Here is a 21,648-nt window from a genome sequence, read left to right on the forward strand (position 1 = left end):
CGGGGGTATGTCTGGTCCTTGCAGGAATTGTTTTGGGCATGAAACTTGCACCATTCAGAGTTTCTACTTTTGGAAGCTTTAATGGTAACACCGGCAGCATTGATAAGCCTGAATAATATTTCAGGATAATCCAAAAAACTACAAATCGGTTTTTCTAGTTAAAACAGGAGGCGCCTCATGAAATTAAATCGCATTCATCATATTGCGGTGATTTGTTCCGACAAAGACACTGCTCTGAACTTTTACCATAATAAGCTTGGCTTTCGAATTCTGCGAGAGAACTATAGACCGGAACGGGATGATTGGAAGATTGACCTTAAGCTCGATGACAGCGAAATTGAACTTTTTATTATGAAGGATCATCCACTCCGTCCTTCTCCCGAAGCTTACGGATTGCGTCATCTTGCTTTCCGTGTAGATAGTGTAGATGAGACCGTCGCAGAATTGGAGTCTATGGGTATCCCTTGTGAGCCGATACGACGGGATGCTTTCACGGGTGAAAAAATGACGTTTTTCCGTGACCCGGACGGGCTTCCTTTGGAAATACATGAGTAAACTACTTGTGACAAATGAGATTGGTCTGGCTGAAGTGTTAGCAAGTTCAACCGGAATTAAATCTGCCTTGGAAGTTTTCCTATATTATTACTTATCGGCGCATGAAATTTTCAAAAAAGCTATTTTTTTGTCAAATCTGACTATTACGAGAGCTCAAAAAAATCTGTATCATAATCGAGTAATTGAATGCCGCCCGGTGGGCAGGCGATTTATGAATACTGGGTTGTAACCGAACACGTGTAAGTGAAGACTCGCTTACCGTGTTCTTTTTTTACGGATTTAAGGAGGCAAAAATGAATCAAAACACAAACAAATACTTGGCAGAAGAGAGGATTGGGAAGCTTCTTCTAAAGTTTTCAATTCCATGCATCATGTCGCTGCTGGTATCGTCACTTTATAACATAGTGGACCAGATTTTCATCGGAAGAGGTGTGGGATATCTTGGAAATGGTGCAACAAATGTTGTTTTCCCAATCACGATTATATCGCTTGCGATTGCGTTGATGCTTGGGGATGGTGCTGCTGCATATCTTAGTCTTTGTCAGGGAAAAAAAGATGTGAAATCTGGAAATAAGAGCATGGGCAATGTTGTACTGCTTCTTGTGGCATTAGGATTTATCATGGCAGTTCTTTTTGCTGTGTTTAAGTCACAGATCCTTATGGCATTTGGAGCTACTGAGAACAATCTTCCGTATGCAAATGAGTACTTTGACTACATCATTCTTGGAATCCCATTCTTTGTCGTGGGGAACGGCCTGAACTCCATCATAAGAGCTGATGGAAGTCCAAAGTTTGCCATGATTACTACACTTGTAGGCTGTATTATTAATGTAATCCTCGACCCAATAGCTATCTTTGGACTTCATATGGGCATGAAGGGAGCAGCTATCGCGACCATAGCTGGTCAGATTGTTACAGCAATCTGCGGAATTGCTTATATTCTTTTCAGAGCCAAGACATTTAAACTCACATGGAAGAATATGGTTCCTGATATGCACGTGATAGGCAGTTTTGTTCCGCTTGGAATAAGCAGCTTTTTAACTCAGCTCTCTATCGTAGTTATCATGGGTGTAATGAACAATGTCCTTGTAAAATATGGCGCAATGAGCAAGTACGGCGCGGATATCCCTCTCACTGTAGTGGGAATTGTTATGAAGGTATTCCAGATTGTAATATCAGTATGTATTGGAATTGCGGCAGGATCACAGCCTATCGTGGGATATAACTATGGCGCAGGAGAATACAGAAGGGTAAAAGAACTGTTTACAACAATTATCAAGGCAGAAGCAATTGTTGGCCTTGTTTCAATGGTATTATTTGAACTGTTCCCTCTTCAGATCACATCAATATTTGGAAGTGAGGATGGTCTTTATAATGAATTTGCGGTTCTTTCATTCAGGATTTTCCTTTCAATGATTATTCTGACATGTATCCAGAAGTCTGCCAGTGTTTTCCTTCAGTCTCTTGGAAAGCCAGTAATGTCTATGGGACTATCATTACTCAGGGACTTTGTATTAAGTGTTCCACTTGCCATTGTTCTTCCTATGTTCTTTGGCGTTGAAGGAGCTCTTTTATCAGCTCCTGTAGCGGACATAGTAACTACAGTAGCTGTTGTTCTGATGTCTATAAATGTTGTAAAAGAGCTTGACTCCAAAATCAACAGCGATGAAGATGACGCTAAGGAAGCACAAGTGGCTTGATTTGCATAGTCAATAATACATAATAAAGCATGATACAAAGGATTCAACTTTGTCATGGTTTGCGGTTGGAGATTATAAAAAACGTGCAAATGTCGTATGGGGCAGAGAGACTTCGAAACCATCTGAAGTGCATAAGCATATGGAGGCACTTCTTAAAGAGTATAATTTAAAAAAGATTGTAACAGTAGAAGATATAATAGCACTTCATGCTGAGTTTGAATATATTCATCCATTCCAGGACGGAAACGGAAGGGTAGGAAGGCTTGTAGCATTAAAGGAATGCCTCAGACACAATATTGTGCCATTCATCATTGAGGATTCCAAGAAGAATTATTACTACAGAGGTCTCAAGGAATGGAGAAATGAAAAAGGATGGCTCATAGATACTTGTCTTGATGGACAGGATACATTTGTAAAGCTTCTTGATTTACTAGAAATTGAGCATGATTGAGATAGTATATGGAACGGAAAATTTGAAGATAATAATGACAATAATGATTAGGCCTGTATCAATGATATGGGCCTTCAATTATGAATATGGTTAGCAGAAACTAACAACGGGTGGTATCATGTAATTGAATCAAGTTACCGTTTGTGGGCTTGAAGCAGCAAAGAAGTTTAGGCTTGCGACAGCTTCTTTAAAGTCTCTACGGAACTCAGTTAGGGTATTCTTGTTTATTTCCATTGTTATCTCCAATTAAAGATCAAAATAGTCTCTGATAGCAAAGCCAACACCGTTATGATCGCTGTCCTTTGTAATATAGTTTGCAAGCTTCTTTATATCACTGCGTGCATTCATCATGACGACAGAAATTCCTGCGGTGCTTAACATATCGCGGTCATTGTCGGCATCTCCGATAGCCATTGTTTCTTCTATGGAGATATCCAGGAGAGAAGACAGAGTCTTAAGGGCGGTACCTTTTGATACTCCCTCAGCATTCATTTCAAGGCTTGTTTCTTCTGCAAGTGCAAATGTAAGGGGGAGGTTTATTAATTCCTCATAACCACGGTGACGGTCTTCCTGATTTCTGAAGTATATGTTTATCTTGGTGATGGAATCGTGCTTTCGACTTTCAGCAGCCATGTCATCAACCTGCCTGGTTACTTTAAGGTACATTGGCTGGTAAACTCCCATATGGAAATCGTCCATGTGGTTGATATCAGCTGAAGATACAATGGATTCATTTTCTGTGAGGAAAGTGAGCATTCCGTCGTATTTATCTGCGACTTCAATTATTCTTTCAAAGCAGGAAGAAGGTACTTCTTTTCTGTAAATGACCTTCTTGGCAATGCAGTCATATATTATTGCGCCACTGTAGCAGATGGCATAGCGGATCATGGGAGTTATCTCAAAGTACTCCTTCATTTCAACAAGCGCTCTGCCGGTTGCGTAGGAGAGATGTACTCCTTTATCAGCTACCAATGAAAGATCATCAAGCGTCTCAGGGAGAATCTTTTTATCCGATGTAAGAAGGGTGCCATCCATATCCATTGCGATCAGGCTATAGGGTAAGAAGCCTTCTTTGTTGTTAGCTTTATTTGAAATAGGCATAATTACGTCCTTTTGCAATCTTTTGTTCATCCTTGCAAATTATACATGATTTTGAGGAATTGCCAAGGTGCGGTATTTAATTTCAGACTGACTACTTTAATTCCATAACTGTCTTATGAAAGTCCATTTCTGTCATAATTGGTACATCAACTGTCTATTCAGATTCCATTAAATCCTGAAATCTTGATAAATACTCCCTTATTCTTTTTTTAGTCATCCTTAGTAACAATGAGCCAATCAAAAAATACATGATAATAATTATAAAAATTCAATGAAATTGATATGGGGATATTGCTGAGTGATGTATAACATAATTACAGAGAGGGCACACAATGAATAGATAGAAAAAACGATGAATATTGTGTTTTAAAAACACGGAAAGTAATATCATAAGCTCAGAAAAAGAAAACGGGCAGCCAAACGGCTAACATATACCACACAACCAAGAAAGGGGTAAATACTATGAGATTTAACGATGTTCAGGATACAAGAAAAGCAGAAGTTAAGAGAGAACAGAGAAACGAAGCATTCCATAAAATGTATGATAATTGCCTTGAGAAGCTTTCAGCATTCTACAATAAAGAGAAGATGACAGTAGCATTCGGAGCTACATTCACACTTTGATTTCCATAAACAATTTAAGATTATTTATCCGCCCGGAGCAGTGATTGCTCCGGGTTTTTTATGGTATCATCAATACTATGAAAAAGGAGCTGAAGATATATGATGTTTCCATTTGATGATCCGTTTGATGCGGATATTTTTAATGATGATTATAACGATGATGAGGACACTATTTCTTAAGTGGATTGCACCTGATGATCAGGTTAAGTTTTATCCGGAGTTTTTCAGAACAGAATTGCTGCATCCTGTAAATGTGGTTAAGCATTTTTTGACGGATGAGCGTTGAAATCAGAGAAAAATTGTATTGACATTAGTTTGTCAGTCAATTATACATACAACTGATATTTTTCAGAAAGAGAGACGTTATGGAAAGACTTATGCTCGTCACAATGTATAAGGTCATTACAACATCCGTGGATATGATTCAGGGGTCTGTTTTTGATATGCATGATGAGGACAACTCATTGAAGGAAAAGGAGTTTTTGCGGAACTACTGTCTGAGAATGGGATTAAGACTATGGATTTAAGTGACCTTTTGGAGGGATGATCTATATTAATAGGAGATTTTCACATGATCATTACATATAATGGTGAAAAATTAAGATATGTTGAAGATTATTATGGAGAGCCGGTACTCTGGATTACCAAACCTTCTCAAATTTCCATGGAACACATGAAATTTGTCGGTGGATATCCTGATGAATACTGCATTTATTTAAAAGATCTTTCTGAGACTGATGTTATAAAAATCAGAGAACAAGTAGTGAATGGAGCAGAATGAGCAAAAAGAAAACACCACCAAAAATGAAACACTTCGAAGATCTGAAGAAGAACTCCAAAGCAAGATGCACCAATCTGATGTATGTAATCTACAAGGAGCAGATGAAAGAAGGCTATTCTGATGAAGAGGCTCATGCACGAGTTTTTGAACTTTTAAAGAGCAGAGGAATTCTTCTTTTTCCGGAGAATGCTGCGCAGAGATATGATCACAAGAAAAATCATTTCTCAAAACGGCTTAAGAGAGATAACGTTCCTCCAACTCTGTATAAGATGGAAGATATCTTGCAGAAGGCCAATCATACTTTGAATACCCTTGAGGCCAGTATCTTTGATCTGCAGCATATGCAGGATGACATCCAAAAGCTATCGGACTACTATGGCAGCAAGCAGTGGAGAAAAGACCTTGAGTCCGATGAGCAGGGACTGTTCCCTGATGATCTTAAAAGAGGAGTGCTGTCAGAGGATGGCATTTACAACATGCTTGAACGGAACAAGGAAGTCATGGAAATGCTGAAACCGTTTTTTGAAGATTAGCCGTAAATGTCTGAAAGAATGAATATGAAAGAGTGTTGACAATGACCATAGAAAAATATAATGAAATTCCCGAAGGAGCAAGATAAAAGCAGCCAATAAGGTTAATGTAGAAATGCTAAGATTTTACTGGAGCCTTGGAAAAGATATATTTGAAAAAGATGTAAGTAATAAATATGGTTCGGTTTTTTATAAGAGAATTAGTAGCGACCTTCAATCTGAGCTTCCAGATATTAAGTCTTTTTCTGTTACGAACCTTCATTATATGAGGTGGTTCTACGAGCTATATCCTAATGCCGAGAATTTACCCCAACTTGGGGTAGATTCTGAAGAGGTATCCAATTTACCTCAAGCTGGGGTAAATTCCGAATCGCTAATTTTCAGTATTCCGTGGGGACATAATAAGCTTATTATTGGTAATACTGATAAAGCTCTTTTCTTTGTAAAAGAGACGATGAATCATAAACATTGCATAGATATCATGATTGCCACTAAACCGTAATGGTATTGAGATTGTCCGACAAATTGTAAAAAAGTGATTACACAAAACAGAATATAATGTGAGAAACGATTAAACATGAAGCAGCAGATCATCAAGTTGGTGGCCTGCTGTTTTTATTAGTATCTAAAACGAAAAATAGGGATTTGAAATAAAAATAAAAAAATATTCATTTTGTAGGTTGTAAAATTCTTTCTCTCTGTGGGTATAGGTGAAGGGGCAAATAAATCCCTTCGTCGGACTTTGAAAACTGAATAATCATTCATCAGGTACAGTCCTGTACTGTGGAGCCGCAAGGGTACGCCTTGAGCGAGATAGCCCCTCTGGAATGCCGGTAGCACCGGTATGGCGAAGATAGGTACAGGGATAATGAGACTTCCGCTCAGCCACAACTAAACGTAATGGGAGCGGCCCGGCGAGACCCGCGGGGAGGAGAGAACCTATGGAGCTGTGCTGCAGCCGCCTGATGATTTCCCGGAATCTGAAGATTCATTGTATCGGGGTGTCGAGGACAAGTAGATACGTTAATTTCGCTGGAATATTACGAGGGTGTTCCTTCTATATAACAATATGGAAGGAATCCCTCTTTACATAAAAAAAGATAGAAGAAGGTGGTGATGGGTATGAATGAAATCCAGCGTGGCGAAATCTATCTTGCAGATCTTGGCGAGGGAGTTGGTTCTGAACAGAAAGGTATAAGGCCTGTTCTCATTGTACAGAACAACAGGGGGAATAAGTATTCCCCGACAGTTACAGTATTACCAATAACGACAAAGATACACAAAAGCAGTGGGCTTCCTACACATGTGATTCTTGATGGTGTGGGTGGCCTTAAAGAAAAATCAGCAACGATTGCTGAGCAGATCATGACAATTGATAAAACTAGGTTGATCGAATATATGGGGATACTCGATGAAAAGTTCATGAGAAGATATATCGATAATTCGATTTTGGTGCAACTTAATATTGATAACAAGAAAAGAGGGAAAAAGGATGGAAAGAGTAGAAAAGTACGAAATAAGACTATGCGAAAGACCGACGTTGACTGTAGAAGAAGCGGCAGCTCTCTACAATATAGGTGAACATAAACTCAGGGATCTTACTGAGCAGGACTCATGCCCCTATGTTTTGTATGTGGGTCGAAAAAGACTTATTAAGAGAAAGCAGTTCGATGATTATATTGCAAAGGCATTCTCTATATAATCGGCATCATGGATAGATTTCAGTTACGATGATATTCTTCAAGAAAAAACTTGAAGGAGTTCGCATATGGAAAATGAAATCAGCAGTATGGAAGCTCAAAGCAATAATACGAAATTTGTGAAGATCAATGAGATAAGGGTCAGCGAAAGACCAACACTTACAATCGAAGAAGCAGCGGCTCTCTATAACATCGGAGAGAATAAACTGCGGGAATTGACGGATGCAGAAGAGTGTAAGTTTGTTTTGTTTGTTGGCCGTAAGCGGCTTATTAAAAGAAAACAATTTGATGAATATATAGGAAGGTCTTTTTCTATATAAAAATCGACATCATGGTGTGAAACAGGTTGGTGTGCTAATTTCAAGGCATATCAACCTAGTTTTTTTGGAAGGAGGAAATGAATGGAACGAAGAAAAGATTCTAATGGTAGGGTTTTAAAAGAAAATGAAACCCAGAGAAAAGATGGTACATATATGTATCGCTGGAGAAGCAGTATTGGCAAGAGGGAGACCATATATGCACCGACACTTGATAAGCTCCGTGAAAAGGAAGATAACATCCAGAGGGACAAGTACGATGGAATTCGAACAGATGCAAAAAATGTTACATTGAATGAAGTCTTCGATCTTTGGAAGATCATGAAAAAGGGACTTAAGGATAATACTTTTCAGAACTATATGTATACATGGGAGCGATTTGTGAGGGATGACATAGGAAAGAACAGAATTGTTACCCTGAAAAAATCTGATATAAGAAGATATTATAATAAGATGCTGGATGAGAGAGGTCTGAAGGTTGCAACCATCGATAGTATACATACCGTACTCCATCAGGTTTTGGATGTTGCCGTTGAAGACGGATATATCAGAAACAACATTGGTGATAAGGCCATAAAAGAATTGAAGCAGTCAAGAAATCTTGGCTCCGAAAAGAGAATGGCCCTTACGGTTGAACAGCAGGATCTTTTCCTTGAATATCTTAGGGTGACACCTATGTATAATCACTGGTATCCGGTATTCGCTTTTATGCTTGGGACGGGTTTAAGGGTAGGAGAGCTAACTGGCCTTCGTTTCGAAGATGTTGATGAGGAAGAAGGATTGATTGATGTGAATCACACCCTAGTTTACTACCAGCATTCTGATAATGGATGCTACTTTGGAATCAATACGCCAAAGACGAAAAAGGGAGAGAGAACAATCCCGATGATGAAGTCAGTAAAAGAGGCCCTGGAACAGGAAAAGGAATATCAGGAATATACCGGGATTCACTGTAAGGTGAGTATTGATGGATATACCAATTTCATTTTTGTTAATCAAAATGGAAATGTTCAGAACCAGAGTACTCTTAATAAGGCACTTAAGAGAATCATTAGAGACTGTAATCAAAAGGTGCTTGATAACAGAAAGGGAAATGAAAAGGTGATACTTCTTCCTAACTTCAGCTGCCATAATCTCAGACATACATTTGCAACGAGATTGTGCGAAGCCGGTGTAAATATAAAAGTAATTCAGGAGCTCCTGGGACATACGGATATATCAACTACGCTTGATATATATACTGATGCAACAAAGGATTTTAAAAAGAAGGAGATGCTGAATTTTGAGGAATTCATGAATAAGAAAGATAACGAATAATACATAGCGTCGTGAGTCTGATCATGGGATCGGGCACATGGCGCTATTTTCATTCCTCTTTTCCATATAAAAGGCGGTGAGTCGTTTTGATATGATTCATCGCCTTCCCTTTCCCAGGTTAGGAGTGTATATTAATATAGTAACTACTTGGGACATTAGCGCAGCTGGGAGCGCGTCGCACTGGCAGTGCGAAGGCCACGGGTTCAAGTCCCGTATGTTCCATCAAAGCTAATTGAGGGGGTAACAGAATATGGAAAAGTCATACTTTGACGGAGGGCTTTTACAGCTTATACGGATTTTGTCAGATGATAGTGCCTGAAATTAGATGGATGATGATAGAACCGGAGTTATGATACATAGCGTCGTGAATTTGATCAGGAGATCAGATGCATGGCGCTTATATTATTTGGAGGTGTCATGACTAGGAAAAATGGAATACCAACATGGATCAATCTGTATTATGTGTTGGTAATGAAGGAAAGAGGAATTATTAGAACTTTGCAGGAATATAGAGCTGTATACAGGGCAGCGCTTTTGCTTATTGAGGATATGGATGAAAATGAGCTGGACGTTGTTGGGGAAATCGTTATGAGTACCAAGGGATGTGTTGACAGGTTCAGGTGTTTTCCTAGGATTATGCGTCCGCGAGTTGCGGACTAATAATTTACACCCACCTATACACCCATAATACACCCGCTGGGTGTAAACGAGTGCCAAACTAAGATATAAGGTGCTAGGTGTAGGGTGGGAAAAGGCAGGTGCTGACAGGCTTTGACGGGGTATGACAAATGTTGAAAAATCCTAGGAGCTCTTCCCGACGCTTAAGTCACTCGATAAGTAAAGCCCAGTATCCATGCGGTTCGAGAGGGATATGGAAAAGATTTGACAGCAAAATTGCTGCAGCAAAATCCATTTTCTTCGGGGGTAACAAGGAAAAAGCATAAAATAAATATAGTTATATAAGAGACATTCTTAGATTTACAAAACATCTTTTAAGAGTGACTCTTGTATAAAGAGATGAACTGATGAGTCATTCTTGAAAGAAATTTCAAGAGTGGCTCTTTTTATTTTGCCTCATGACATGTTTGGAATGGTTTGGATGCAAAAGATGGCGGATGCTTTAATAGATGTTCTTGATGCGTCAATTGAGGATAACAATGAAAATATGGAAACTGTTGAAATAAACGGAAATAAATTTGTTTATGAGAAAGGATCATTGGAGCAGTTCTTCTTGATACTCTGCAGCTACTGTGGACAACGTACACACCCAGCTTCATCCGGCATTCCAGATATGACGAGGTACTTGATATATTTTATAGCTTCCATAATCCGATGCTCAGGAGTGTTGCGCTTAATCAGCTCAGGGTGCTGCAGGATATGAATAAGGTGTTGGAGAGTTAACCAACACATACATCTGTATATATAACGCAGAGATTCGCTTTTTTGCACCTGAGTATTATTTTGGGGTGTTTTTATAACTTTTTCATCTAAAAGAGCTCAAAAATCTTTCGCCTAAACCAAAAATCTGGTTTAGATGAAAGATTTTGTGTTATAATATAGCTACGAAACAGTTCAAAAGGAGGTTGCCAGATGCTTATTAGCTTTAAATTCAATAACTTCTGCTCGTTCAATGTTGAGAGCGAATTTAGTATGGAGGCATCTAATAGCAAGGTTAAGACGAGATATCCTGACAACTATACTTCTACAGATGTGGATTACGACCTTCTAAAGACTGCAGTTATTGTCGGTGAGAATGCAGGTGGTAAATCCAATTTTATTGGGAGTCTTAAGTTTTTGAAATCTCTTGTAGACTTCAATTCCCAGGTACAGTCTGTTGGTGCATATGTTAATGCATCCAGTTTTCTTACGGAAAAAGATCCTGAACAGAGATTTGAGATATGCTTCATTTCAGAAAAGAAGCATATCTACAAGTATTGTTTGGGAATAGACTCTTATGGAATAACAAGTGAAGGACTTTATAAGCAGAGTAAGAGGAAAGGAACCTTCTCATGTCTCTTTTCTGTTATAAGGGATAAGTCCGGAAAATATGAAAAAAAGGAAGGAAAGGCTTCTGAGCTTGGAACTGCATTAAAGAACAGTAACAACAGCTATGGCCTTTTTATAAGCAAGCTTGCACTCCTTGGTAATGCGGATGCTATAGAGACTACAGGTTGGTTCAAGAATATTCTTCTGCCGGGTGCAGTTCCGGAAGACCAGGAGGGAAATCCTGCAGGCAGGGATGATGATATCAAAATTATGAGAGATCCTCGCTTTGTGGATATATTCCGTATGGTTGATTACAGTATCTGCAGTATAGAAGTGGATAATGACAGGCCTTATGGTAAGTCGTTGATAATAAGAAAAGATGCAGATGGGAATGAAATCCGTAGGGAACTTCAGCAGGATTCAACCGGTGTAAGGGAGTTCTTTGCTTGGGCTGTGCAAATATTCAGAGTGGTATACGAGAACAGGGTTGTATTTGCGGATGAGATGGACAGAGTTCTCAATCCTATTTTGTCAGACAGAGTTGTAGCGTTTGTTAACGGTGAGGAACATAAGGGACAGTTCATCTTCTCTACACACAACGTGCTTCATTTGAATCTTAAGACCTATATGAAAGAACAGATTTATTTCGTAACAAAGAGTAAGGATAGCCTTACTTCTGAGTTGTATTCGCTTGCAGATTTCCCTGAGGTAAGATACGAGACGGCCAAGGTCTATGAGTTTTACATGAAGGGCATTTTGGGAGGTACAGCCTTTGAGTAGGAAAGAGAGGGTACTTAAGAAAAGGTATGCCATTTTCTGCGAGGGCGATACCGAGTATAACTATATCAATAAGATGCGCAAGAATCAGGGTGTTGAGCTTGTGCTAAAACCAATCAATATGCATGGTGGCGGGTATTCCAGTTTTCTTAAGCAGATCAAGAAGGAAGCCCAGACCAATTACCTGGCAAAGTTTATCATTGTTGATGCAGACAGGATCAAGACAATCCCGGCAGAACAGGAGAACTTCCTAAAACTATTGGAATATTGCAAATTGCAGAATGATAAAGGAAATACACCGCATTTTCTTATTGCAGATAATCCGGATTTTGAATATGTTGCATGCCTGCATGATATCGAATATAAGGGGCAGGATACCAAAAGCTTCATTGTCAATGCATGGAAATTTAAGGATATAGCTGCATTTAAGAGCAATGAGGATGTTTATGAGTTCCTTAACTCGGGCAGCAAGTCATTTCGAAATCTTCTGGATGCCATCAGAAAGCAGGACAAGCTGGTTTCAAACAAGTATGAGATCAAGAAAAAGACTTTTGATATTATAATCAGGCAGACGGATTACGAGCAGGATGCCCTGAATAAGCGTAACAGTAACATTGAAGATTTTTTTGATGTTATTGATTGGTAAATGAATAATGAAAGAAAAAAGCGGCTTCGGCTGCTTTTTCTTTTGACTAAATTCACAAATAATGAACTGAGTTCACAACAATTCGCTAACGGCCTGCGCTTTGGCTGTTTTATGATTAAAGAGTCTTAAGACTAACAACATATTGCTTTTGGTTTTCATCGTTTCAAAGGGAAAGATGGCAGCTGAAAATGATTTTCTACTTATTTATGCGGAATCTGACAACGGCAAGAGGATCGACATCATATTTGAGCACTATGATAACTTTCTTGAGCTGGCGGATATGTTTGAAGGAAGGCTCTTCGATGACATTAAGGAAGAGAAGGGTTTTAACCGGAGAGAGGCAAGAGGAGATCTTGGTATCAGGGTCCAGACCTCAGGGAAGAGTGATCCGACCTGCATGGAGGCGACAGGAAATCTGACCCTGATACAGGATATAAATGATCACGTGAAATAAGTAGCATTAATAGCCTGTGCGGGGAATAATCCTGCGTGGGCTTTTTTGATTGTCAAGATCTAAAAATAACACAAGTAAAATGGTATTATTAGTAAAGGTGAAACAATTGAAAATAATCCTATAAAGGTGATCATAATATGAAGAGCAGCTTTTATTCTAATTTCACTGATATAAAGTTTATAGATAAGCTAAAAGAAAATCTGGATTTATGCCAGTCATTTTGTTTTTCTGTTAGCTTTATAAAAAAGCCTGGGCTTCGTTTGATTTCTGGCAATATTGTAGCTGCTTTGGAGCGTGGCGCTAAAGGTAGGATCATTACTTCTACTTACCAGAATTTTACGGATGTGGATTCATTATTATTCTTCTATGATATGACACAAAGGTATCCGGATAGATTCAGTTGCCACTTAGATAGAGAATGTTTCCATGATAGTAATGGATCTGTAGTAGGCTTCCATTCAAAGGGATATTTGTTTGAGTTTCATGATCACAGAGAAATTTTAGTTGGATCGTCTAATATAACAGTTTATGCGCTTCTCAAGAACGTTGAGTGGGATGTTGCTGTTATTGATAATGAAAGTAATCATTCCTACGATGATGCTCAGAAGGAATTTGAGTACCTATGGGAGAGGACACCTTCCATAGATACGCAGTTGATAGATGAGTATAAATCGCATCTATATTATTCTATCGAAAGATGGGATATGGACTATAATGTGGCAAATGCAGATGTTAAGCCCAATTATATGCAAAGACGTGCTTTGAAAGAGCTAAACAGAATGAGAGCAATGGGGGCTACAAAGGCTTTGATTGTGGCTTCTGCTGGTTCAGGAAAAACATATCTGTCCGCTTTTGATGCTATGAATTTTGGCCCCAAAAGACTTCTGTATATTGTTCACGAGGGATCAATTCTTATGAAGTCTTTTGAAACATTCCAAAAAGTGTTTGGCAATGAAAGGTCATATGGAATTTATAATGTAGACAATAAAGAACAATATAGGGACTTTGTGTTTTCTACAAATGTGAGCATGGCTAATTCCCTGGAGTTATTTGATAAACATGAATGGGACTACATTATTATTGATGAGTGTCATCATGCCTCTGCTGAAACTTATCAGAAAATCCTGAATTATTTTGAACCGGAATTCCTTCTTGGAATTACAGCTACTCCTGAGAGAATGGATGGTGAAGACATCTTTGGTATATTTGACCAGAATGTTCCTTATGAGCTGAGATTACGAGATGCCATCATCCATGATCTTATTGTGCCATTTAAGTATTATGGAATCCGCGATGAACTTATAGAATATGGAATAAAAGAGACCAAGGGCCATAAGTTTGTAGAACAATTCTCAGATGATGCACATTGTGAGTTTATATGCAAAATGATAGAAGAGCACAGAATGCCAGGGCAGAAGCTTAAGGCGCTGGCTTTCTGCCGAGACATTTCACATGCTATACGAATGTCCCAAGCATTGAACTCTTACTATAAGACTGCATATCTGACAGGGCGAAATACTGTAGGTGAGAGAATACGTACCTATAATGAACTTCAGAATGATCAGGGCGAGTATGAGATTCTGTTTACAGTAGATATCTTAAATGAAGGTGTAGATATCCCCGGGGTAAATATGGTCATATTCCTTAGACCAACTGATTCGCAAACAATATTTATTCAGCAGTTAGGACGTGGACTGCGTAAATATGAAGGCAAGCAGTATGTCACTGTGTTAGATTTTATTGGTAATGATTATAAGAGAAGTGTTCAAATTGCCTTTGCACTGGGGAGTCTGGCTGAAAATTTTGTACTTGAAAAGGATCTGATTGCAGAGCTTGTTAAAGATGATTACTCAAGCATTGGCCTTGAAGAGTAGGATTATTAAGAAGTAACAGTTGAACCTGTTCCTTACGATATTGCATCCATAAATGGAATACTTCGTCAGAATCCTCTTCATAGAAATCTATATCGTACTTCTCAAGACCATATCGTAATAGATCCTCAATGTACAGCTCAAATTCTGCATCCTTACGAATATCTTTTAAGCCGATTGCACCTTCCTTTTCATCAACAAGAACAGACCGGAATTGATATATAAGCATTATATGAAGTATGGCTCAGCTCGAGCTTTGGGATTCTGCTGCTCAAGAGAACATGCTGAGGAAATGGCAAAGCAGTTTTCAAAGAGGGGGATTCTTTCGGTTGCAGTTTATAGTGATGCGCATGGTAAGTATTCTGAGGATAGGAATATTGCTATTGATAAGCTCAAAAATGGAGAAATAAGAGTTATCTTCTCGGTTGATATGTTTAACGAAGGCGTGGATGTTCCTTCAGTTGATATGGTCATGTTCCTAAGACCCACTGAATCACCTATAGTTTTTTTACAGCAGCTGGGGCGTGGTCTTAGAAAATCCAAAGGGAAGGAATATCTTAATGTTTTGGATTTTATAGGTAACTATGAGAAGGCAGGTCGCGTGAGATATTTCCTTACGGGCAGAACCGTTGGAGAAGGCAGGACATATGATCCAGCTGATACATCGGATTTTCCGGATGATTGCCTGATTGATTTTGATATGAGACTTATTGATCTGTTCGCAGAGCTAGATAAGAAGCATATGAAGATCAAGGATTTAATTCGAGCAGAATTTTATCGTGTTAAGGAATACATAGGCAGCAGGCCTTCAAGAATGGACCTGTTTACTTATATGGATGACGATGTATATCAGATGGCAATCAAGAATTCTAAGGAGAATCCTTTCAAGAAATATATGGATTATCTGAAGGTACTTGGAGAATTAACTGATGAAGAAGAGTCTCTGCATGATGGAATCGGACGTGAATTCATAAATCTCATTGAGAATACAAACATGTCCAAGGTCTATAAGATGCCAGTACTTATGGCCTTTTATAATCATGGAAATGTTAGGATGGGTGTGACCGAGCAGGAACTACTTGAGGCATGGAAACGGTTCTTTAATACCGGAACGAACTGGAAAGATCTCGAAACAAATATCACATATGAGGGATATAAGAGCATTTCAGACAAGGATCATATAAGGAAAATACTTCAGATGCCTGTTCATTTTCTACAGGAATCTGGGAAGGGATTCTTTGTGCAGAAGGATGGATATGCACTGGCACTTAGAGATGAGCTGGAAACAGTTATTGCTGATGAGTGCTTCGTTAAGCATTTTGGAGATGTTATAGAGTATAGGGCGATGGATTATTATAGGAGAAGGTATAACGGAGAATAAACAAGGATATTATGAAAAATATCAGGGAATTACTATTTCTTCAAAATATAAATGGGATTGGCAGAGCAAAAATAATAAAAACATATATTCCATATCTAAAGAATGGGTGCAGTATTGATGAGCTAAAAGATATAGTCGCACATAATGAGAAAGATGACAGTTGCTTTTGGAGCAACATTCACACTCTGATTTTCATAAACAAGAATATGGATTTATCCACCCGGAGCAGTGATTGCTCCGGGTTTTTTATGGTATCATCAATACTATGAAAAAAGGAGCTGAAGATATATGATGTTTCCATTTGATGATCCGTTTGATGCGGATATTTTTAATGAGGATTATAACGATGATGAGGACGCTATTGCCAGAAGAAGGGAAATAGCAGGAATCATGATCGAAGACATGATAAGTAAGGAACAGGGGAATGAGGTGGCACCGGATACCACGGGTGTGGATCATTTCTTCCTTACTGACTTCATCACCGAGGACATGGGTATGGATTTTGCCATCATTGAACAGGATTTCCTTGATAAATGCAGGGGAAGACTGAAGGAGTTCAATGAAGTCGGATGGTATGGTGATGTTTCATTCAGACTGAGGAGCCCACTTGAGTGCATGCATAACAAGATGATGATGCTCATTTACAATGGGGCAAAGCTTGGTGATGAATACTGTGTAGAACTTTTGAAGTATCTCTACAAAACATATCACAAGGATGAATACAAAAGCCTCAAGAGGTTCCGGACCATCAGGACGGAGGAGATATTTGGTCTTGCGGAGGATGAATTTGGTGGATGCGATTTTACCGTAATCGGCAGGATCATGGGCATGTGCCCTTTCATGAATATCGAGTTTCATCAAAACTGCTCTGTATTATATAAGCTGCTTTTAAAACGAAGGGATGCCTGGATAAGGGATGACGAGGAAGTCTGCGAATACCTTGAGTTTGATCATACACTTTTCCTGGAATGTGCACATCAGGTAGATGAGTGGCTTGATGCACCCGAGAGAAAGGGACTGCCATTTGAAAGGCTGAATAAGCAGTATTTGGAGATGCGTGATTTTGCCGGGGCATGCCTGAGGAATCAGGGATATGCAGATGATTATGTTGAGAACTGCATGGAAAATTATATGGGCATAAGAGTGCAGATGGCACGGACATTGGCAGTACTTAAGACGCAGCATCCAAACAAGGAGTACACATTTGAGCAGGTACAGCGTTTCACTAATGTTTATGACATCGTGGCTGCGCTGACGGATATAGCTGAATGTGTGGAATATGAGATCGGATATCTTACAGGTGATCAGGTTGATCCGATGGATGTAGAGGATTCCTTGTTCAAACCGGAGAATGTTGTCGTAAGGAATGCGCAAAAAAAGGAAGTCAAAAAGCAGATCATTCATGTGGCTCCTGTGAAAAAAGGCAATGTCAGCGAAGATGAATATATTAAAGAAATAGCGGAGCTCAGGAGCAAACTTCATGAGCAGGAACAGGAGAATAAGTATCTCCGGGAGCAGTACAGAGCTGCAAAGAAATCATCCAAGGAGTCTGAAGATCTTATCAATAAGTATGAAGAGGACCGTGCGGAGCTTATAGCTTTGCGTGAATATGCCTACAAGTCAGAGCATGATGAGCCTGTATCTGAAGATGTAATTCCTGATATGAAATCAGCTATAGCAGAGAAGAATGTTGTTATCATCGGAGGCCATGTGAACTGGCAGAATAAGCTGAAGGCGATTTTTCCTAATTGGATGTTCATAGCTCCAGATGCTTATAAAACAGTTGATGGCAAGATGCTGGAGAATAAGGATATGGTCTATTTTTATACGGATTATATCAACCATATCAGCTATAAGAAATTCATAGCTGCCGTCAGGGAGAGGAAGATACCGTTCGGATACCTTGGAAGCAATAATGTTGATAATGTAGTGAATCAGATTTATGGAGATCTGTGTTCTTAAATGAGGAGGAGTTAACAGTCCTCACTGTTTCAATACTAAAAATAAAAAAGAAAACTACGGAATTGATAACGTAGTAAGTTTAAGGAGATTCCAGTGGGCAAAAAGACAAGACAGGAAACAATAGATGAACTGACCCTGGCGTTAATGTATCTGACACGCTTTAATGACAGGGAGGGAAGCCATTTCAATGAGATGGCATGGAAAGGATACGACTTTGATTCTATTAAGCGGTTAGACCAGAGTGATTATATATTTGATCCTAAGCGTAGCAGGGGCGGCGCATATAAGCATGCATATTTGACAGAAAAAGGCCGTCAGAGAGCGAGGGAGATACTTAAGGAACTGGATGCGGAGGATCAAAAGCTGTATGAGAGGTTCGAGTTCCGCACAATAAAGCCGGAAGAAGCAGATGAAGCTGCTGAGATCGAGCAGATCTGTTTCCCACCTAATGAAGCATGCACTCCGGAGCGTATAAAGGAAAGAATTTCAGTGGCTGCAGACTTTTTCTATGTGGCAATCGATAAAGAAACCGGAAAGATGGCGGGATTTCTTAATGGTATTGCTACAGACGAGTATGATTTTCGTGATGAATTCTTTACGGATGCAGAGCTCCATAATGCAGACGGCAAGAATATAATGATTCTTGGGCTTGATGTCCTGCCAGAGTACCGGAAGCAGGTGCTTGGAAGAGAGCTTGTATATAATTACTGTCGCAGGGAACAGAATCGTGATAGAAAAAGACTTGTCCTTACTTGTCTCCCCAATAAAGTGAAGATGTATACAAAATTCGGATTTTTGGATCGCGGAGAAGCTGCATCTACATGGGGTGGAGAAAAATGGCATGAGATGGATATTTTTCTAAATTAAGGTTTTTCGCAAAATGAATATGAGAGGGGTAGGATATTTTGGAAGAGATTTTTGATGTAACAGATGATAATGGATTTCCTGTGGGCAGAACGGTCACAAGATCTGAGGCACACGATAAGGGAATTTCGCATAGGACTGCCCATACATGGATAGTCCGTAAGGCTGGTGGTTCATATGAGGTGTTGCTACAGAAGAGAAGCGCCAATAAGGAATCGTTTCCTTCAATGTATGACACTTCTTCAGCTGGGCACATCCAGGCAGGTGATGATCCGCTGGAATCAGCGCAGAGAGAACTGTTCGAGGAGCTGGATGCAAAGGACTATATATTTGACAGAGAAGAAGGAGACGAGTGATGCCACAGTCTTGGAGCAGTATAAGGAAAAAACTTGAGCAGGATCTTTTATGTGAGAACTTAAAAGCAGAGTTCAGTATTTCAGGACAAATTACCATGGAGCACCGGATGAGTATGGAAGATTTGCTGTAAGAATAGATGGGAAGGAAGTTTTCCAGGCAAATCCATATAATGAAATGGCGATATTCAGGTATGGAGCTGAAGTTAAAAGGGAACAGAACATTCCTCACCGGGAGTGGACTGATGATGGGGAAATAATCAATCAGGAAGTAAATCTCGCTGCAGAAGAAGAGGGTAGGATCAGAGCAGCAGAAGATGGTATCGTTGATTCATGTTTAGTTCCCTATTCCATAAAAAAGTATCTTAATCAGGATATAAAGGATAGCCTTGCCGATGAGGATCCGGTTATAAGGATGCTGGCGATTTTTGACAGAAGAGTTCTGATGTAAATGGGCACTGGCAAAACGATCACAAACATCGTAGTAATCTGATCGTGCTGTGCAAGTCGTGTCACTCAACTATACACGCGAAGAGAGGGGACTATTTGGGGAACCATCGCTGGTAGGGGCGGGAGAAATCTCTACAGGTAAGACTCCCAGGGAACGGCGCGGGGGTCACGCGTGCAAAATCGCGAAATGAAAAGTGAAAATCTGGTGAGAAAGAATTTACCTCCGAGGTAAATTGACATCTTGAGGAAATGGGATATCCGTGCTATCATATATTTACCTCAAAGGTAAATCCGAATGAGAGGTGATGGTTTGGATATCACGTAAAAAAACAATAAAATCAAAAAGGTTTGTACGGATGCCGAAGCTGCAGAGAGAACCTACGGTCGAGAAATGGCCGATAAAATACATCAGCGTATAGATGAAATTGGCGCGGCAGACACTGTTGAAATGATGATTCAGTTCCATATTGGACGATGTCATCCTCTTACGCAGAATCGGAAAGGACAATACGCGGTGGATTTGGTTCATCCGTACAGATTGGTATTCGAAAAGAATGGCGACGAAATCCAAATAGCGAATATTTTGGAAATAGTCGATTATCATTAATGATCAAGATGACAAGTCAAGGAGGTAGCACTATGGTGAGAAGTCGCAGTTATATTGCAACGCCACCTGGGGCGACAATTAAAGAGCAGTTGAATGACAGAGGTATGAGTCAGAAGGAGTTTGCGGTCAGGATGGATATGTCTGAGAAGCATATTAGCAAGCTCATAAACGGTGACGTACAGCTTACACCGGAGACCGCTGTTAGATTAGAGATGGTTTTAGGTGTTCCGACTAAGTTCTGGAATAACCTTGAGGCAATCTACAGAGAGAAGATTATTAAGGCAGAAGCAGAAAACGCAATGGATGCTGATGCCGAGATGGCAAAACAATTTCCCTATAGCGAGATGGCAAAATTCGGATGGGTTCCGGAGACCAGAGAAGCTAAGGAGAAAGTTGTCAATCTTAGGAAATACTTTGAAGTTGTTGAGCTTTCTCTTCTTGGAAACGAGCAGATTACAAGAATTGCATGTAGACGTCTGGCAATCACAGAAAAAAGCGATTTGGCGTTGATGGCCTGGGCTCAGGAAGCAAAGATTAAGGCACGAGATATCCAAACCGCACCGATCAACATTAAAGGCTTAATATCCGCTATGCCAGAGTTACGGAAAATGACCGTGCTTAAGCCAAAGGAATTCTGCCCTCAGATAAAGAAATGCCTTGCAGATTGTGGAATAGCTTTAGTATTTTTGCCGCACCTTAAAGGATCTTTTCTTCAGGGAGCTTCCTTTATGGATGGAAATAAAATTGTTGTTGGACTTACTGCAAGAGGAAAGGACGCGGATAAGTTTTGGTTTAGTTTGTTCCACGAACTTGCCCACATTGCTCTCGGCCATGTAGGACAGCCTAACGGTACATCTGAGGATGATGAAAAAGCTGCTGACAAATGGTCTGGTGAGACACTGATAACATCTGAGGAGTTCGAGGCTTTCAGAAGAGGTAGAGATTATTCAGAGAGAAGCGTACTCCAATTTGCAAAAGAACAAGGAATTGCACCTGGGATAGTAGTTGGGAGAATGCAGCTGGAAGGAATGATTAAGTATAGCATGCTGAATAATCTGAAAGAAAAATATGAAATAGCTGTATAAAGTCATCATCGAAAAGACTTTGAAGATATCCATGGAGGGAGAACGCTGGGTGAACTGCCCAGTGTGTAATAACAAGATTATGAAGGCCAGAAGCTTCTGGCAGATGGACAACAACTTAATATGTATTTAATTCCAT

General features: G+C 39.6%; 26 protein-coding genes, 1 tRNA gene and 2 pseudogenes. 27 read left to right on the forward strand and 2 right to left on the reverse strand.

Annotation, left to right across the window (positions count from 1 at the left end):
• Positions 1-177: 177 nt before the first annotated feature.
• The 3 genes from gloA2 (at position 178) to G587_RS22970 (ending at position 2,706) form a co-directional block, all read left to right on the forward strand.
• On the forward strand, positions 178-555 hold the full coding sequence (gloA2, locus tag G587_RS0114730) for an SMU1112c/YaeR family gloxylase I-like metalloprotein (protein ID WP_022767537.1): 378 nt from the start codon (positions 178-180) through the stop codon (positions 553-555).
• Positions 556-848: 293 nt separating this feature from the next.
• Entirely contained in the window at positions 849-2,255 is a 1,407-nt protein-coding gene (locus tag G587_RS0114735; RefSeq protein ID WP_026492892.1) for an MATE family efflux transporter, read from the forward strand.
• Between the two features lie 49 nt (positions 2,256-2,304).
• Entirely contained in the window at positions 2,305-2,706 is a 402-nt protein-coding gene (locus tag G587_RS22970; RefSeq protein ID WP_330364490.1) for a Fic family protein, read from the forward strand.
• Positions 2,707-2,952: 246 nt separating this feature from the next.
• Here G587_RS22970 and G587_RS0114750 read toward each other — a convergent pair whose 3' ends face one another.
• Entirely contained in the window at positions 2,953-3,807 is an 855-nt protein-coding gene (locus G587_RS0114750) for a Cof-type HAD-IIB family hydrolase (protein ID WP_051201067.1), read from the reverse strand.
• Positions 3,808-4,269: 462 nt separating this feature from the next.
• Here G587_RS0114750 and G587_RS25550 point away from each other — a divergent pair, with 462 nt between their 5' ends.
• The 17 genes from G587_RS25550 (at position 4,270) to G587_RS22990 (ending at position 14,813) form a co-directional block, all read left to right on the forward strand.
• Positions 4,270-4,431: a hypothetical protein gene (locus tag G587_RS25550; RefSeq protein ID WP_155829569.1), complete on the forward strand. Its 162-nt coding sequence runs from the start codon at positions 4,270-4,272 to the stop codon at positions 4,429-4,431.
• Between the two features lie 157 nt (positions 4,432-4,588).
• Positions 4,589-4,717 (forward strand): hypothetical protein, encoded by a 129-nt coding sequence (locus G587_RS26510; RefSeq protein WP_256379319.1) that lies wholly within the window; start codon positions 4,589-4,591, stop codon positions 4,715-4,717.
• Between the two features lie 79 nt (positions 4,718-4,796).
• Complete coding sequence (locus G587_RS25555) at positions 4,797-4,958, forward strand: hypothetical protein (RefSeq protein ID WP_155829571.1); 162 nt, start codon at positions 4,797-4,799, stop codon at positions 4,956-4,958.
• A gap of 44 nt (positions 4,959-5,002) precedes the next feature.
• Positions 5,003-5,212 carry a hypothetical protein gene (locus G587_RS0114770; RefSeq protein ID WP_029319550.1) on the forward strand — a complete coding sequence of 70 codons (210 nt, stop codon included), beginning with the start codon at positions 5,003-5,005 and terminating at the stop codon, positions 5,210-5,212.
• A 23-nt stretch (positions 5,213-5,235) separates the two neighbouring features.
• The gene (locus G587_RS26295; RefSeq protein ID WP_242830093.1) at positions 5,236-5,745 is read left to right on the forward strand and encodes a DUF4298 domain-containing protein; all 510 of its coding nucleotides are present in this window, start codon (positions 5,236-5,238) and stop codon (positions 5,743-5,745) included.
• Between the two features lie 82 nt (positions 5,746-5,827).
• The gene (locus G587_RS22975; protein ID WP_256379320.1) at positions 5,828-6,244 is read left to right on the forward strand and encodes a DUF1016 N-terminal domain-containing protein; all 417 of its coding nucleotides are present in this window, start codon (positions 5,828-5,830) and stop codon (positions 6,242-6,244) included.
• A 620-nt stretch (positions 6,245-6,864) separates the two neighbouring features.
• Positions 6,865-7,323 carry a type II toxin-antitoxin system PemK/MazF family toxin gene (locus G587_RS22980; protein ID WP_242830094.1) on the forward strand — a complete coding sequence of 153 codons (459 nt, stop codon included), beginning with the start codon at positions 6,865-6,867 and terminating at the stop codon, positions 7,321-7,323.
• A complete protein-coding gene (locus tag G587_RS25170; protein ID WP_081679474.1) occupies positions 7,235-7,444 on the forward strand; it encodes an excisionase in 210 nt (69 codons plus the stop codon). Before G587_RS22980 ends, G587_RS25170 begins: the two co-directional genes overlap by 89 nt.
• A 66-nt stretch (positions 7,445-7,510) precedes the next feature.
• Positions 7,511-7,762 (forward strand): excisionase, encoded by a 252-nt coding sequence (locus tag G587_RS0114790; RefSeq protein WP_442855762.1) that lies wholly within the window; start codon positions 7,511-7,513, stop codon positions 7,760-7,762.
• A gap of 81 nt (positions 7,763-7,843) precedes the next feature.
• The gene (locus G587_RS0114795; protein WP_026492896.1) at positions 7,844-9,076 is read left to right on the forward strand and encodes a site-specific integrase; all 1,233 of its coding nucleotides are present in this window, start codon (positions 7,844-7,846) and stop codon (positions 9,074-9,076) included.
• Positions 9,077-9,225: 149 nt separating this feature from the next.
• Positions 9,226-9,298 (forward strand) — tRNA-Ala (locus tag G587_RS0114800).
• Positions 9,299-9,466: 168 nt separating this feature from the next.
• Entirely contained in the window at positions 9,467-9,736 is a 270-nt protein-coding gene (locus G587_RS0114805) for a hypothetical protein (protein WP_026492897.1), read from the forward strand.
• 376 nt (positions 9,737-10,112) lie between these two features.
• Positions 10,113-10,457, forward strand: a complete 345-nt coding sequence (locus tag G587_RS0114810) for a hypothetical protein (protein WP_026492898.1) — start codon at positions 10,113-10,115, stop codon at positions 10,455-10,457.
• Between the two features lie 209 nt (positions 10,458-10,666).
• Complete coding sequence (locus G587_RS0114815; RefSeq protein ID WP_026492899.1) at positions 10,667-11,842, forward strand: AAA family ATPase; 1,176 nt, start codon at positions 10,667-10,669, stop codon at positions 11,840-11,842.
• The gene (locus G587_RS0114820; RefSeq protein ID WP_026492900.1) at positions 11,835-12,485 is read left to right on the forward strand and encodes an RloB domain-containing protein; all 651 of its coding nucleotides are present in this window, start codon (positions 11,835-11,837) and stop codon (positions 12,483-12,485) included. Before G587_RS0114815 ends, G587_RS0114820 begins: the two co-directional genes overlap by 8 nt.
• Before the next feature lie 148 nt (positions 12,486-12,633).
• Positions 12,634-12,939 carry a hypothetical protein gene (locus G587_RS22985; protein WP_207637477.1) on the forward strand — a complete coding sequence of 102 codons (306 nt, stop codon included), beginning with the start codon at positions 12,634-12,636 and terminating at the stop codon, positions 12,937-12,939.
• 137 nt (positions 12,940-13,076) lie between these two features.
• A complete protein-coding gene (locus tag G587_RS22990) occupies positions 13,077-14,813 on the forward strand; it encodes a DEAD/DEAH box helicase family protein (protein WP_051201070.1) in 1,737 nt (578 codons plus the stop codon).
• Here G587_RS22990 and G587_RS0114835 read toward each other — a convergent pair.
• Positions 14,776-15,039, reverse strand: coding sequence for a hypothetical protein (locus G587_RS0114835; protein WP_026492901.1), 264 nt, complete (start codon positions 15,037-15,039; stop codon positions 14,776-14,778). The genes G587_RS22990 and G587_RS0114835 overlap by 38 nt on opposite strands.
• Here G587_RS0114835 and G587_RS0114840 point away from each other — a divergent pair.
• From G587_RS0114840 to G587_RS0114875, 7 genes and pseudogenes are all read left to right on the forward strand, one after another.
• Positions 15,007-16,191: pseudogene (locus G587_RS0114840) on the forward strand (helicase-related protein); the annotation flags it as partial. The gene G587_RS0114835 and the pseudogene G587_RS0114840 overlap by 33 nt on opposite strands.
• Before the next feature lie 11 nt (positions 16,192-16,202).
• Positions 16,203-16,460 (forward strand): hypothetical protein, encoded by a 258-nt coding sequence (locus G587_RS25915; protein WP_026492903.1) that lies wholly within the window; start codon positions 16,203-16,205, stop codon positions 16,458-16,460.
• Between the two features lie 19 nt (positions 16,461-16,479).
• Complete coding sequence (locus tag G587_RS0114850; protein ID WP_026492904.1) at positions 16,480-18,153, forward strand: hypothetical protein; 1,674 nt, start codon at positions 16,480-16,482, stop codon at positions 18,151-18,153.
• A gap of 93 nt (positions 18,154-18,246) precedes the next feature.
• Positions 18,247-19,020: a DUF6429 family protein gene (locus G587_RS0114855; RefSeq protein ID WP_330364492.1), complete on the forward strand. Its 774-nt coding sequence runs from the start codon at positions 18,247-18,249 to the stop codon at positions 19,018-19,020.
• Positions 19,021-19,058: 38 nt separating this feature from the next.
• Positions 19,059-19,373 (forward strand): NUDIX domain-containing protein, encoded by a 315-nt coding sequence (locus G587_RS22995; protein ID WP_051201071.1) that lies wholly within the window; start codon positions 19,059-19,061, stop codon positions 19,371-19,373.
• A gap of 67 nt (positions 19,374-19,440) precedes the next feature.
• Positions 19,441-19,821 (forward strand): annotated as a pseudogene (locus G587_RS24650) (SF0329 family protein); the annotation flags it as partial.
• Between the two features lie 638 nt (positions 19,822-20,459).
• Positions 20,460-21,512 carry a helix-turn-helix domain-containing protein gene (locus tag G587_RS0114875; protein WP_026492907.1) on the forward strand — a complete coding sequence of 351 codons (1,053 nt, stop codon included), beginning with the start codon at positions 20,460-20,462 and terminating at the stop codon, positions 21,510-21,512.
• Positions 21,513-21,648 lie beyond the last annotated feature (136 nt).

The organism is Butyrivibrio sp. XPD2002, assembly GCF_000423945.1.
Lineage (GTDB): Bacteria > Bacillota > Clostridia > Lachnospirales > Lachnospiraceae > Butyrivibrio.

Bases quoted from the DNA above. Each gene is read 5' to 3' on its own strand.
- gloA2 (WP_022767537.1), top strand. From the start codon at position 178: ATGAAATTAAATCGCATTCATCATATTGCGGTGATTTGTTCCGACAAA.
- G587_RS0114735 (WP_026492892.1), top strand. From the start codon at position 849: ATGAATCAAAACACAAACAAATACTTGGCAGAAGAGAGGATTGGGAAG.
- G587_RS0114750 (WP_051201067.1), bottom strand. From the start codon at position 3,807: ATGCCTATTTCAAATAAAGCTAACAACAAAGAAGGCTTCTTACCCTAT.
- G587_RS25550 (WP_155829569.1), top strand. From the start codon at position 4,270: ATGAGATTTAACGATGTTCAGGATACAAGAAAAGCAGAAGTTAAGAGA.
- G587_RS26510 (WP_256379319.1), top strand. From the start codon at position 4,589: ATGATGAGGACACTATTTCTTAAGTGGATTGCACCTGATGATCAGGTT.
- G587_RS25555 (WP_155829571.1), top strand. From the start codon at position 4,797: ATGGAAAGACTTATGCTCGTCACAATGTATAAGGTCATTACAACATCC.
- G587_RS0114770 (WP_029319550.1), top strand. From the start codon at position 5,003: ATGATCATTACATATAATGGTGAAAAATTAAGATATGTTGAAGATTAT.
- G587_RS26295 (WP_242830093.1), top strand. From the start codon at position 5,236: ATGAAACACTTCGAAGATCTGAAGAAGAACTCCAAAGCAAGATGCACC.
- G587_RS22980 (WP_242830094.1), top strand. From the start codon at position 6,865: ATGAATGAAATCCAGCGTGGCGAAATCTATCTTGCAGATCTTGGCGAG.
- G587_RS25170 (WP_081679474.1), top strand. From the start codon at position 7,235: ATGGAAAGAGTAGAAAAGTACGAAATAAGACTATGCGAAAGACCGACG.
- G587_RS0114790 (WP_442855762.1), top strand. From the start codon at position 7,511: ATGGAAAATGAAATCAGCAGTATGGAAGCTCAAAGCAATAATACGAAA.
- G587_RS0114795 (WP_026492896.1), top strand. From the start codon at position 7,844: ATGGAACGAAGAAAAGATTCTAATGGTAGGGTTTTAAAAGAAAATGAA.
- G587_RS0114805 (WP_026492897.1), top strand. From the start codon at position 9,467: ATGGCGCTTATATTATTTGGAGGTGTCATGACTAGGAAAAATGGAATA.
- G587_RS0114815 (WP_026492899.1), top strand. From the start codon at position 10,667: ATGCTTATTAGCTTTAAATTCAATAACTTCTGCTCGTTCAATGTTGAG.
- G587_RS22990 (WP_051201070.1), top strand. From the start codon at position 13,077: ATGAAGAGCAGCTTTTATTCTAATTTCACTGATATAAAGTTTATAGAT.
- G587_RS0114835 (WP_026492901.1), bottom strand. From the start codon at position 15,039: ATGCTTATATATCAATTCCGGTCTGTTCTTGTTGATGAAAAGGAAGGT.
- G587_RS25915 (WP_026492903.1), top strand. From the start codon at position 16,203: ATGAAAAATATCAGGGAATTACTATTTCTTCAAAATATAAATGGGATT.
- G587_RS0114850 (WP_026492904.1), top strand. From the start codon at position 16,480: ATGATGTTTCCATTTGATGATCCGTTTGATGCGGATATTTTTAATGAG.
- G587_RS0114875 (WP_026492907.1), top strand. From the start codon at position 20,460: ATGGTGAGAAGTCGCAGTTATATTGCAACGCCACCTGGGGCGACAATT.